This is a genomic window from Bradyrhizobium sp. CCGUVB23 (assembly GCF_024199885.1).
Lineage (GTDB): Bacteria > Pseudomonadota > Alphaproteobacteria > Rhizobiales > Xanthobacteraceae > Bradyrhizobium.
This window is the reverse complement of record NZ_JANADQ010000001.1, coordinates 3,003,766-3,016,487: the sequence shown is the minus strand read 5'-3', so window position 1 is coordinate 3,016,487 and position 12,722 is coordinate 3,003,766. Positions and strand designations below refer to the sequence as shown.

The following is a 12,722-nucleotide window of genomic DNA, read 5'->3' as shown; positions in this document are numbered from 1 at the left end:
GCTAGCGCGAATAGGGTTTGTGGTTGGGCCGACCGTTCGGACGACTCTCGCGGCGTAAAAACGCAACGCCTTGTATCCCATCAGACTGGCCGGCGCCATGCGCGGGACGCTGTTCCGACCGATCATTTGGTGACGAATTCATCTTACCACCGGAACGGCGGCGGCGAGACCCCTTCGAGGCCTTGTGGCCGTCGCCGGGCCTGCCATCCACATGCCGTCCGTCACCATGCCGTCCGTCACCATGCCGGCCATCGCCATGCCGCGCGCCCTGCAGGCGCGGGCCGGGGCGGCCCGGACGATGCTGCTTGGCGGGAGCAGACGGCGCATGCGCCGCCTCGCGGCCGGCGTCGGTGCGATGATCCTCGCGCGGGAGCGCGACGCGGATCAGGCGCTCGATATCGCGGAGATAGCTGAGTTCCTCGCCGCCTGCGACCAGCGAGATCGCGGTGCCGTCGGCGCCGGCCCGCGCGGTGCGGCCGATCCGGTGGACATAGGTCTCCGGCACGTTCGGCAGGTCGAAATTGATGACGTGGCTGATGCCGTCGACATCGATGCCGCGGGCGGCGATGTCGGTCGCCACCAGCGTGCGGATCTCGCCCGAGCGGAACTGGGCCAGCGTGCGCTCGCGATGGTTCTGCGACTTGTTGCCGTGAATGGCGTTGGAGGCGATGCCGGCCTTGGCCAGCGTCTTCACCACCTTGTCGGCGCCGTGCTTGGTGCGAGTGAAAACCAGCGCCCGGTCGATCGGCTCGTCCTTCAGCAGCTTGGTCAGGAAGGCGGGCTTGGCGGAGAAATCCACCTGGATGATGCGCTGGCGGATGCGTTCCGCCGTCGAGGACACCGGGGTGACGGCGACGCGCGCCGGGTCGCGCAGCATCGAGTCGGCAAGCTCGGCGATGTCCTTCGGCATGGTAGCCGAGAAGAACAGCGTCTGGCGCTTGATCGGCAGCTTGGCGACGATTTTGCGGATGTCGTTGATGAAGCCCATGTCGAGCATGCGGTCGGCTTCATCGAGCACGAGGAACTCGACGCTCGAAAGCTTCAGCCCGTTGCTCTGCACGAGGTCGAGCAGGCGGCCGGGGGTGGCAACCAGCACCTCGATACCAGGCATCAGCGCGCGGACCTGGCGGCCCATCGGCACGCCGCCGATGGCGAGCGCCGAGGACAGGCGGATGTGGCGGCCATAGGCGTTGAAGCTGTCGAGGATCTGGCCGGACAGCTCGCGGGTGGGCGACAGCACGAGCACGCGGCAGGTCTTGGGCTGCGGCTTGACGCGGTTGTCCAGCAGACGGTGCAGGATCGGCAGCGCGAAGGACGCGGTCTTGCCGGTGCCGGTCTGGGCAATGCCGACGACGTCCCGTCCGGTCAATGCCAGGGGGATGGTTTGAGCCTGAATGGGGGTCGGCGTGACGTAGTTTTCTTCTTTGAGGGCACGCGAAATGGGATCGGCCAGGCCGAAGTCCTGAAAGGAAGTCAAAAGAGGGGTTCTTTCCAATGTCAAAGGCGAGCGCCCACGCTGTTTCCGCGTGGCGCGCGCAAGGGTGTCGAGAAGACACCTGCGTGTTTGGGGTGTCGGATTGCTTGATGAGAGGGGCAAGCCAGAGGCCCAAACGGGCTTAAGAACACGCGGCTCGCTACGACCCCTGATCATTCGGATGATTCGGAGGTCTCGCGGCTTCATATGCAGCATCCCGGGGGCGCTTTCAAGGCGACGCGGCCGCAGCCTGGCGTTGCGGTGCACGAATAGTTATGCCGGAAATTTAGACAGCGGGCGAATTTTGATCAAAAAATAGACTGTATGCCGCATAAGCATACATTTTTTATGCCCAATATTTGGGCCGACCAAGCGTGCCAACTCCTTGGTTCCGGCAAAATTCCTGTTACGGAGCAGCGGCTTAGCGCTCTCCAGGCCCATGGCATGGTTCTTGCGATTCCGTTAATCGCTGGCGGCCGTGGGGCCGTTCGCAGCGTTTTCACGTCTGCGTCAGGGAGATGATACCTCATGCTTACTAAATCCACTCACGATATAGCGGCGTCATTTAGCCGCCGCGGCTTGCTCGCCGCGACCGCCGGACTGATGCTGGGTCTGGCTTCCTTTACCGGCGCAAAGGCCGCAGACGACACCATCAAGGTGGGTGTGCTGCATTCTCTCTCTGGCACCATGGCCATCAGCGAAACCACGCTGAAGGACACCATCCTTTTCCTGATCGACGAGCAGAACAAGAAGGGCGGCGTCAACGGCAAGAAGCTCGAGGCCGTCGTGGTCGATCCCGCCTCGAACTGGCCGCTGTTCGCCGAGAAGGCGCGCGAGCTCATCACCAAGGACAAGGTCGCGGTCGTGTTCGGCTGCTGGACCTCGGTGTCGCGCAAGTCGGTGCTCCCGGTCTTCAAGGAACTGAACAGCATCCTGTTCTACCCCGTGCAGTACGAGGGCGAAGAGTCCGAGCGTAACGTGTTCTACACGGGCGCTGCGCCGAACCAGCAGGCGATCCCCGCCGTCGACTACCTGATGAAGGAAGAGAAGGTGAAGCGCTGGGTGCTCGCGGGCACCGACTACGTCTATCCGCGCACCACCAACAAGATCCTGGAGGCCTACCTGAAGTCGAAGGGTGTCGCCCAGGAAGACATCATGATCAACTACACGCCGTTCGGTCACTCCGACTGGCAGACGATCGTGGCCGACATCAAGAAGTTCGGCTCGGCCGGCAAGAAGACCGCGGTGGTCTCGACCATCAACGGCGACGCCAACGTTCCCTTCTACAAGGAGCTCGGCAACCAGGGCATCAAGGCCAAGGACATCCCGGTGGTCGCGTTCTCGGTGGGTGAGGAAGAACTCGCCGGCATCGACACCAAGCCGCTGGTCGGCCATCTTGCCGCCTGGAACTACTTCCAGTCGATCAAGACTCCGGCGAACGAGAAGTTCATCAAGGAGTGGCAGGCCTACACCAAGAACCCGAAGCGCACCACCAACGACCCGATGGAAGCCCACGTGATCGGCTTCAACATGTGGGTGAAGGCGGTCGAGAAGGTGAAGTCGACCGATCCGGACAAGGTGATCGCTGCGCTTCCCGGCATCGAGGCGCCGAACCTGACCGGTGGCACCTCGAAGATGCTGCCGAACCACCACATCACCAAGCCGGTGTTCATCGGCGAGATCAAGGGCAACGGCCAGTTCGACGTGGTCTGGAAGACCCCGAGCCTCGTTCCGGGCGACGCCTGGTCGAAGGAGCTCGACGGCTCCAAGGACCTGATCGGCGACTGGGTCGAGAAGAAGTGCGGCAACTACAACATCAAGACCAACAAGTGCCTCGGTTCGGGCTCCTGATCGCGGTCTGACGTGATACGACGACACGGAGAGGGCGGCGATCCCGCCGCCCTCTCCACCCATTTCTGCCGGGGTAATTCACAGTGCTCGCAAAATTGCCAGCCCGTCTCTGCACGCTTGCGCTTTCGTTTCTCCTGATCGCGTTCGCGCTGCCGGCCTTGGCCGGTCCGTTTGAGGACGCGGTCGCCAAATTCGCCAACGACGATTTTTCCGACACCGAAGAAGCGATCGGCGCGGTTGCGAGCAGCGGCAATCCGCTCGCGTTTCCGATCATCAACGCGTTGCAGGACGGCCGCCTGATGGCCGATCCGGACAGTAAGAAGGTTTACGTCACCGGCACGGACGGCAAGTCGATCGATGCCACGACCGGTCAGCCGGTCGCGAGCGTTCCCGACGGCGCCAGCGCTGTCCGCCTCAACAATCGTCTGCGCCGCAGCGTCGATGCCGCGCTCGGCAGCCTGACGCTTCAGTCGCCGGATCTTTCGACGCGCATCCAGGCCGCGCAATCCGTCTTCAAGTCGCATGAAGAGACGGCGCTCGAGGCCGTCGACGCCGCGCTCGCCAAGGAAACCAACAAGTCCGCCAGGACCGCGCTCAGTGAAGCCCGCGCGGCGATTCTGCTATTCAAGTCGGACGCCACGGAGGTCGAGAAGCTCGAGGCCGTCGCCACCCTCAAGGCTCGCGGCGACCAGGACGCGCTGGCGCTTCTCTCCGATACCGGCAGCGACCAACCGGCTTCAGTGACCAAGGCGGCCGCGAGCGCGATCGGCTCGATCCAGAGCTCGCTCGCGGTCTGGTCGACGGTACAGAACGCCTGGTACGGCCTGTCGCTCGGCTCGGTGCTGCTGCTCGCCGCGATCGGGCTTGCCATCACCTTCGGCGTGATGGGCGTCATCAACATGGCCCATGGCGAGATGGTGATGCTGGGCGCCTACACCACCTTCGTGGTGCAGGAGGTGATCCGCACCCGCTATCCCGCTCTGTTCGACTATTCGCTGATTATCGCGGTGCCGCTCGCCTTCCTGGTCTCAGGCGCGATCGGCGTCTTGATCGAGCGCAGCATCATCCGCTTCCTCTACGGCCGCCCGCTCGAGACGCTGCTTGCGACCTGGGGCCTGTCCCTGGTGCTCCAGCAGGCGGTGCGCACCGCGTTCGGTCCGACCAACCGCGAGGTCGGCAACCCCTCCTGGATGAGTGGCGCGTTCGAGCTCGGACAGATCACCATCACCTACAACCGGCTCTGGATCCTCTGCTTCACGCTCGCGGTGTTCGCGATCCTGCTCGCGATGCTACGCTACACTGCACTCGGCCTCGAAATGCGCGCCGTGACGCAGAACCGCCGCATGGCGGCCTCGATGGGCATTGCCACCTCACGCGTTGACGCACTGACCTTCGGCCTCGGCTCCGGCATTGCCGGCATCGCCGGCGTCGCGCTGTCGCAGATCGACAACGTCAGCCCCAATCTCGGCCAGAGCTACATCATCGACAGCTTCATGGTCGTGGTGTTCGGCGGGGTCGGCAATCTCTGGGGCACGCTGGTCGGCGCCTTCACGCTCGGCATCGCCAACAAGTTCCTGGAGCCGGTCGCCGGCGCCGTGCTCGGCAAGATCGCGATCCTGGTCCTGATCATCCTGTTCATTCAAAAGCGCCCGCGCGGCCTGTTCGCGCTCAAGGGCCGTGCGGTGGAAGCATGACCCCTCACATGCTCACGCGATCGCTGGACCGCGGCGCGACGATGTTTTTGGCCATCGTCGCCGCCTGCGGCATCCTCATTCCGCTCTCCAACCTGCTGCTGCCCGCAGGCTCGTTCTTCCAGGTGCCAACCTATCTGGTCGCGCTCTGGGGCAAATATGTCTGCTACGCGATCCTGGCGCTGTCGATCGACCTGATCTGGGGCTATTGCGGCATCCTCTCGCTCGGCCACGGCGCGTTCTTCGCGCTCGGCGGCTACGCCATGGGCATGTACCTGATGCGGCAGATCGGCACCCGCGGCGTCTACGGCAATCCGATCCTGCCCGACTTCATGGTGTTCCTGAACTGGCAGAAGCTGCCCTGGTACTGGTACGGCTTCGACATGTTCTGGTTCGCCGCGCTGATGGTGCTGTTCGTGCCGGGCCTGCTCGCCTTCTGCTTCGGCTGGCTCGCCTTCCGCTCGCGCGTCACCGGCGTGTACCTGTCGATCATCACGCAGGCGATGACCTATGCGCTCTTGCTCGGCTTCTTCCGCAACGATTTCGGCTTCGGCGGCAACAACGGCCTGACCGACTTCAAGGACATCCTTGGCTTCAACGTGCAGGCGGAGGGCACGCGCGCCACGCTGTTCGCGCTGAGCTGTCTCGCCCTGATCGCCGGCTTCCTGATCTGCCGGGCCATCGTCACCTCCAAGCTCGGCAAGGTGCTGATCGCAATCCGCGACGCGGAATCGCGCACGCGCTTCCTCGGCTACCGCGTCGAGTCCTACAAGCTGTTCGTGTTCACGGTGTCGGCCTGCATGGCCGGCGTCGCCGGCGCGCTCTACGTGCCGCAGGTCGGCATCATCAATCCAAGCGAATTCGCGCCGGGCAACTCGATCGAGGCGGTCATCTGGGTCGCGGTCGGCGGTCGCGGCACGCTGGTCGGCGCAGCGCTCGGCGCCGTCGTCGTCAACTACGCCAAGACGTTCTTCACCTCCGGCGTGCTCGCACCGTACTGGCTGTTCATGTTGGGGGCGCTGTTCATCCTGGTGACGCTGCTGCTGCCCAAGGGCATCGTCGGCACCTTCAATTCCTGGTGGGAGCCGTTCAAGGCAAAACGCCCGGCTGAAACCACCGAGAGCGCTGCGGCCGAAGACGGCGTCAGCGAACCTGACATGGCGGAGTAAGCGGAAATGAACGTCATGGATACCCGCGCGACCTCCGCGATGCTCTATCTCGACGGCGTGCACGTCTCGTTCGACGGCTTCCACGCCATCAACAATTTGTCGCTGACGCTCGCGCCCGGCGAGATGCGCGCTATCATCGGCCCGAACGGCGCCGGCAAGACCACGATGATGGACATCATCACCGGCAAGACCAAGCCGGATGAAGGCACCGTGCTGTTCGACGGCGTCACCGATCTCACACGCCTCGACGAGACCCGTATCGCCGAGCTCGGCATTGGCCGCAAATTCCAGAAGCCGACCGTGTTCGAGAGCCAGACGGTCGAGGACAATCTGCTGCTCGCGCTCAACGTCGACCACTCGGTCCGCGGCACGCTGTTCTGGAGCGGCAGCAAGGCGGAATCCGAGCGCATCGACAAGGTGCTGGAGACCATCCGCCTGACCGATGCGCGGAGCCGCCTTGCCGGCAGCCTCAGCCACGGCCAGAAGCAGTGGCTGGAGATCGGCATGCTGCTGGCACAGGATCCAAAGCTGCTGCTGGTCGACGAGCCCGTCGCCGGCATGACCGACGTCGAGACGCACCTCACGGCCGAGCTGCTCAAGGAGATCAACAAGAACCATACCGTGATGGTGGTCGAGCACGACATGACCTTCGTCCGCGAATTGGGCGTAAAGGTCACCTGCCTGCACGAAGGCTCGGTGCTTGCCGAAGGCTCCATCGACCAGGTCTCGTCGAACGAGCGGGTCATCGAAGTGTATCTGGGACGCTGAGCCATGCTCGAGGTCAAGGACATCAACCTCTTCTACGGCGCGGCGCAGGCACTGCGCGGCGTCTCGATCGCGGCCGAGCCCGGCAAGGTCACTTGCGTGCTGGGGCGCAATGGCGTCGGCAAGACCTCGCTGCTGCGCGCGATGGTCGGGCAGTATCCGATCTCCTCGGGTGCGATCGTGTTCGACGGCAGCGACATCACCGCACTCAAGCCCTATGAGCGGGCGCGCAAGGGCATCGGTTTCGTGCCGCAGGGCCGCGAGATCTTTCCGCTGCTGACCGTCGAGGAAAACCTCAAGACCGGCTTCGGCCCGCTCAAGCGCGACGAGCGCTTCATCCCTGATGATGTGTTCTCACTGTTTCCGGTGCTGCAATCCATGCTCGGCCGGCGTGGCGGCGACCTCTCCGGCGGTCAGCAGCAGCAGCTCGCGATCGGCCGCGCGCTGGTGATGCGGCCAAAGTTGCTGCTGCTCGACGAGCCGACCGAGGGTATCCAGCCCTCGATCATCAAGGACATCGGCCGCGCGATCTCCTACCTGCGCAATCTCGGCAACATCGCCATCGTGCTGGTCGAACAATATCTCGACTTTGCGTGCGAACTCGGCGACAGTTTTGCAGTGATGGATCGCGGCGCGGTGAAATACACCTGCGATCGCACCAACCTTGACCCGGGCGAAATCAGCCGCCAGATGGCGCTGTAAGCCTTTCATTCTGCCGCGACCGGTTGGGGAGGCGGATGCGCAGCGAGCTATCAGCCACATCCATGGTGTTCGAGGCCAACCGCGCCCGCGGCGCGGTGCGCTTCGACGTGCATTCGCGCGACGGCGTGACGCGGCGCGGGACGCTGCACGAGTCTGGCTCCTTGCGCGTGCGCTTTCCCTCGCCGGAAGGTGAGGGGCTCTCCGGCGTGTTCGTCAACACCGCCGGCGGGGTTGCCGGCGGAGACCGCTTTGATATCGAAATCGCGGCGGGCCAGGCCTCGCGTCTGACGCTGACCACGGCGGCAGCCGAGAAGGTCTATCGCGCGCCCGGTGCGGCGGCAGAGCTCAATATTGCCCTGAAGGTTGCCGCGGGCGCGCATCTCGGCTGGCTGCCTCAGGAGACGATCCTGTTCGATCGCGCCCGTGTCCATCGCCGCTTCGACATCGCGCTCGATGATGCGGCCTCGCTCCTGCTCTGCGAGATCGTGGTGTTCGGACGCACCGCGATGGGTGAGCGCATGGAGCAGGGTGAATTCGTCGACCGCTGGCGCCTCTCCCGCGGCGGCCGGCTGGTGTTCGCCGAGACCGTCAGGCTCGACGGCGATATCGGCGCCAAGCTGGCGCGTCCTGCCGTCGCCAAAGGCGGCGCAGCGATCGGCACCGCACTGATCGTCCCGGGCGATGAGGCCCTGGTCGAGCGCATCAGGGAAGCCTCGGAATCTTTCGCCGGCGAGGTCGGGATATCCGCCTGGAATGGCTTTGCAATGGCGCGGTTCTGTGCCCAAGATGCGGCGCGCTTGCGCGCCGACATGATGGCGGTGCTGGCGCGCACCGGCGTCGCGCTGCCGCGGCTGTGGCTGAATTGATGACGTGAACGGAAGAGATTTCGCATGAACCTGTCTCCCCGCGAAAAGGACAAGCTTCTGATTTCGATGGCGGCCATCGTCGCGCGGCGCAGGCTCGATCGCGGCGTCAAGCTCAATCACCCGGAGGCGGTCGCGATCATCTCCGATTTCATTCTGGAAGGCGCGCGAGACGGCCGCACCGTGGCGGAGTTGATGCAGGCCGGCGCGCAAGTGCTGACCCGCGAGCAGGTGATGCCGGGCATTCCCGAGATGATCCACGACATCCAGGTCGAGGCGACGTTCCCGGACGGCACCAAGCTCGTCACCGTCCACGAGCCGATCAGGTAGGAGCAGAGCATGATCCCCGGCGAACTCTTCATCCAGGACGGCGAGATCGAGCTCAATGTCGGCCGCAAGACCGTGACGCTGACGGTGGCCAACACTGGCGACCGTCCGATCCAGGTTGGCTCGCACTACCATTTCTTCGAAACCAATCCAGCCTTGAAGTTCGATCGCAAGAAAGCCCGCGGCATGCGCCTCGACATCGCCGCCGGCACCGCAGTCCGCTTCGAGCCCGGCCAGACCCGCGACATCCAGCTCGTCGCCCTCGCCGGCAAGAAAACCATCTACGGCTTCCGCGGCGACGTCATGGGGAAGCTGTGAGCGCGCGCTAAGACGAGATGCGGGCCGTGATCAATAGTGAGGTGAGCACGACTGTCTCGCTCCCTCCCCCCTTGCGGGGGAGGGCCGGGGAGGGGGGTAAGCCCCAGGCTCGGCACGACGACGTGCGACGAGCTCTTGCAAACCGGGGCGCGGTCGACGTCACTCAGAGCGCTGTCCTCACGATACGTCGTCCAACGGAGCAAGGTGCACCCCCCTCCCTAACCCTCCCCCGCAAGGGGGGAGGGAACGGAGAGAGCGGAGCTGAATGGATCGAAGACGGATTGCTAGCCGAGAGTCCGGACTCGCATTGGGATGCCGCAATATCCAGTGAGGTGAGCACATCTGTCTGGCTCCCTCCCCCCTTGCGGGGGAGGGTCGGGGAGGGGGGTATGCCACACGACGAGGTCTCTCCGTTACAAAGAACTCGCGCCAGGCAGTTGCGGAGTGCGATGACGCGCGCGGAGACGCTGTTGTGGCGTCATCTCAAAGCGCATCGGCTGGCTCGCCTCGGCCTCCGCCGGCAGGCGCCAATGGGCAATTACATCGCCGACTTCGTCGCGCATTCCTGCAAGCTCATCGTCGAGGTCGACGGCGAGAGCCATGAATTCGAAGAGCGGCTTCGCAAGGACGAGGCGCGCGACCAATGGTTCGCCTCGCGCGGCTATCGCGTGCTGCGCTTCACCAATGACGACGTGATGAAAAATCTGGAGGGCGTGGCTCTCACGATTCTGCAGGCTGCGGAGCAAGGTGCACTCCCCTCCCTGCCCCTCCCCCGCAAGGGGGGAGGGAACGGAGAGAGCGATGCGTCCAATGGCGAGGAGGTGTGAGGCATGCTGTCACCCGTTCGCCTCATCTCCGAAGCCGCCGAGCTCGCTGCCCGTCGCCACAACGGGATGGCGCGCAAGGGACGTGGCAGCGAACCCTACGTCAATCACCTCGCCGAGGTCGCGAACCTGCTTGCCACCGCGACCGACGGCGCGGATGCCGAGCTCGTCGCCGCCGGCTGGCTGCACGACACCATCGAGGATACCGACACCACGCGCGAGGAGCTGGCTGCGAAATTTTCCGACCGCGTTGCCTCTCTCGTCGTCGAGTGCACGGACGACATGAGCCTGCCGAAGGCCGAGCGGCGGCGCCGCCAGGTGATCGATGCGCCCAAAAAATCCGCCGACGCAAAGCTGATCAAGATCGCCGACAAGATCAGCAATATCGGCGCGCGCATTCATGCCGAGCCGAACCCCGAGGAACGCGACGATCTCGTCGATTACACGGGCTGGGCCGAGCAGGTGGTCGCCGGCTGCCGCGGCGGCAATCCATGGCTCGATACGAAATTCGATGATGCCGTAAAGGCAGCGAGGGCCTCGCTGTGACCGGCCAAACATTCAAACGCAAACGGGGCTTGTGATGTCCGTCAAGATGAAACGTTCCGTCTATGCCGACATGTTCGGCCCGACCACCGGCGACAAGGTGCGGCTGGCCGACACCGACCTCATCATCGAGGTCGAGAAGGATTTCACCACCTATGGCGAGGAGGTGAAGTTCGGTGGCGGCAAGGTGATCCGCGACGGCATGGGGCAGTCGCAGGTGACCAACAAGCAGGGCGCTGCCGACACGGTCATCACCAACGCGCTGATCGTCGACCACTGGGGCATCGTCAAGGCCGACGTCGCGATCAAGGACGGCATGATCTCCGCGATCGGCAAGGCGGGTAACCCGGATATCCAGCCCGGCGTTACCATCATCATCGGCCCCGGCACCGACGTGATCGCGGGCGAAGGAAAAATCCTCACGGCCGGCGGCTTCGACAGCCACATCCATTTCATTTGCCCGCAGCAGATCGAGCACGCGCTGATGTCGGGCGTCACCTCGATGCTGGGCGGCGGCACCGGCCCGTCGCACGGCACGTTCGCCACCACCTGCACGCCGGGGCCGTGGCACATCGCGCGGATGATCCAGTCGTTCGACGCATTTCCGGTCAATCTCGGAATCTCCGGCAAAGGTAATGCCTCGCGGCCCGCCGCGCTGGTCGAGATGATCAAGGGCGGCGCCTGTGCGCTGAAGCTGCACGAGGATTGGGGCACGACGCCGGCGGCGATCGACAACTGCCTGTCGGTTGCCGACGACTACGACGTCCAGGTCATGCTGCATTCCGACACGCTGAACGAGTCGGGCTTCGTCGAAGATACGATCAAGGCCTTCAAGGGCCGCACCATCCACGCCTTCCACACCGAAGGTGCCGGTGGCGGTCACGCGCCTGACATCATCAAGGTCGCGGGCCTGAAGAACGTGCTGCCGTCCTCGACCAACCCGACGCGTCCCTTCACGCGCAACACCATCGACGAGCATCTGGACATGCTGATGGTGTGCCACCATCTCGATCCCTCGATCGCGGAAGACCTCGCGTTTGCCGAGAGCCGGATCCGCAAGGAGACGATCGCGGCTGAAGACATCCTGCACGACCTCGGCGCGCTCTCGATGATGTCCTCGGACTCGCAGGCCATGGGCCGCCTCGGCGAGGTCATCATCCGCACCTGGCAGACCGCCGACAAGATGAAGAAGCAGCGCGGGTCACTGCCGCAGGACAAGGGCAAGGATAACGACAACTTCCGCGTCAAGCGCTACATCGCCAAGTACACGATCAACCCCGCGATCGCCCATGGCGTGTCAAAGCTGATCGGCTCGGTCGAAAAGGGCAAGCTCGCCGATCTCGTGCTGTGGTCGCCGGCGTTCTTCGGCGTCAAGCCGGACTGCATCGTCAAGGGCGGCACGATCGTCGCCGCTCCCATGGGCGATCCCAATGCCTCGATCCCGACGCCGCAGCCGGTGCATTATCAGCCGATGTTCGGCGCCTTCGGCAAGGCGCGCACGGCATCCTCCGTCGTCTTCACCTCGAAGGCCGCGGTCACCGGCGGCCTCGCGCGAAAGCTCGGCATCGACAAGAAGCTCTATGCGGTCCAGAACACCCGCGGCAAGATCTCCAAGAAGAGCATGATCCACAACGACGCCACGCCTGACATCGAGGTCGATCCGGAGACCTATGAGGTGCGCGCCGACGGCGAGCTTCTGACCTGCGCGCCGGCCGAGGTGCTGCCGATGGCGCAGCGGTATTTCATGTACTGAAATTACCGTCGAACGTTGCGCCCTCGGCGCCTGTCCGAGGGCGGATTTTCCGGTTTTGCGTCTCGTCGCGCTTGGTCTAATGTCGCGCCCGGTATCTTGAAGCCTTAAAGAAAAGCCGGGAGGATTTTTCGTGATCTACGTCGTTGCCACCTTGACCATCAAGCCCGAAACGCGCGCCGAGTTCATTGCAGCGGCCACCGCCTGCATCAAGGAGACGCGCAAGGAACCCGGCAATATCGCCTATGATCTGCACGAGAGCGTCACCGATCACACCAAGATGGTGTTCGTCGAGCAGTGGGAAAATGCCGAAGCGCTGGTACCGCATCGTGCCATGGAGCACGTGAAGACGTTCGGCCGCGTTGCGGTGAAGTGCTTTGCGGCGCCGCCGAAGGTCGAAGTGATCACGCCGGAAAAGGTCGAGACCAGGTAACAGGATAGAGCG

Annotated in this window: 13 protein-coding genes; 12 read left to right on the top strand and 1 reads right to left on the bottom strand. The window is 64.1% G+C overall.

The window, feature by feature from the left end; genetic code table 11:
• Position 1: 1 nt before the first annotated feature.
• On the bottom strand, positions 2-1,477 hold the full coding sequence (locus NLN62_RS13775) for a DEAD/DEAH box helicase (protein WP_254109134.1): 1,476 nt from the start codon (positions 1,475-1,477) through the stop codon (positions 2-4).
• Between the two features lie 525 nt (positions 1,478-2,002).
• On the opposite strand from NLN62_RS13775, the gene urtA reads away from it, so the two are divergent.
• From urtA to NLN62_RS13715, 12 genes are all read left to right on the top strand, one after another.
• Positions 2,003-3,325 carry an urea ABC transporter substrate-binding protein gene (urtA, locus tag NLN62_RS13770; protein ID WP_254109133.1) on the top strand — a complete coding sequence of 441 codons (1,323 nt, stop codon included), beginning with the start codon at positions 2,003-2,005 and terminating at the stop codon, positions 3,323-3,325.
• Positions 3,326-3,408: 83 nt separating this feature from the next.
• Entirely contained in the window at positions 3,409-5,019 is a 1,611-nt protein-coding gene (urtB, locus tag NLN62_RS13765; RefSeq protein ID WP_254109132.1) for an urea ABC transporter permease subunit UrtB, read from the top strand.
• Positions 5,016-6,185, top strand: a complete 1,170-nt coding sequence (gene urtC, locus NLN62_RS13760) for an urea ABC transporter permease subunit UrtC (protein WP_027521697.1) — start codon at positions 5,016-5,018, stop codon at positions 6,183-6,185. Before urtB ends, urtC begins: the two co-directional genes overlap by 4 nt.
• 6 nt (positions 6,186-6,191) lie before the next feature.
• On the top strand, positions 6,192-6,953 hold the full coding sequence (gene urtD / locus NLN62_RS13755; protein WP_027521698.1) for an urea ABC transporter ATP-binding protein UrtD: 762 nt from the start codon (positions 6,192-6,194) through the stop codon (positions 6,951-6,953).
• Between the two features lie 3 nt (positions 6,954-6,956).
• Positions 6,957-7,652: an urea ABC transporter ATP-binding subunit UrtE gene (gene urtE / locus NLN62_RS13750; protein WP_027521699.1), complete on the top strand. Its 696-nt coding sequence runs from the start codon at positions 6,957-6,959 to the stop codon at positions 7,650-7,652.
• A 35-nt stretch (positions 7,653-7,687) separates the two neighbouring features.
• On the top strand, positions 7,688-8,518 hold the full coding sequence (locus tag NLN62_RS13745) for an urease accessory protein UreD (protein ID WP_254109131.1): 831 nt from the start codon (positions 7,688-7,690) through the stop codon (positions 8,516-8,518).
• 24 nt (positions 8,519-8,542) lie between these two features.
• On the top strand, positions 8,543-8,845 hold the full coding sequence (locus NLN62_RS13740) for an urease subunit gamma (protein WP_027521701.1): 303 nt from the start codon (positions 8,543-8,545) through the stop codon (positions 8,843-8,845).
• Positions 8,846-8,854: 9 nt separating this feature from the next.
• Positions 8,855-9,160 carry an urease subunit beta gene (locus NLN62_RS13735; RefSeq protein ID WP_027521702.1) on the top strand — a complete coding sequence of 102 codons (306 nt, stop codon included), beginning with the start codon at positions 8,855-8,857 and terminating at the stop codon, positions 9,158-9,160.
• A 389-nt stretch (positions 9,161-9,549) separates the two neighbouring features.
• A complete protein-coding gene (locus NLN62_RS13730) occupies positions 9,550-9,987 on the top strand; it encodes an endonuclease domain-containing protein (protein ID WP_035661425.1) in 438 nt (145 codons plus the stop codon).
• Positions 9,988-9,990: 3 nt separating this feature from the next.
• Positions 9,991-10,530: an HD domain-containing protein gene (locus NLN62_RS13725; RefSeq protein ID WP_254109130.1), complete on the top strand. Its 540-nt coding sequence runs from the start codon at positions 9,991-9,993 to the stop codon at positions 10,528-10,530.
• A gap of 34 nt (positions 10,531-10,564) precedes the next feature.
• Positions 10,565-12,280 (top strand): urease subunit alpha, encoded by a 1,716-nt coding sequence (ureC, locus tag NLN62_RS13720; protein WP_027521704.1) that lies wholly within the window; start codon positions 10,565-10,567, stop codon positions 12,278-12,280.
• 130 nt (positions 12,281-12,410) lie between these two features.
• A complete protein-coding gene (locus NLN62_RS13715; protein ID WP_254109129.1) occupies positions 12,411-12,710 on the top strand; it encodes a putative quinol monooxygenase in 300 nt (99 codons plus the stop codon).
• The last annotated feature ends 12 nt before the right edge of the window (positions 12,711-12,722 follow it).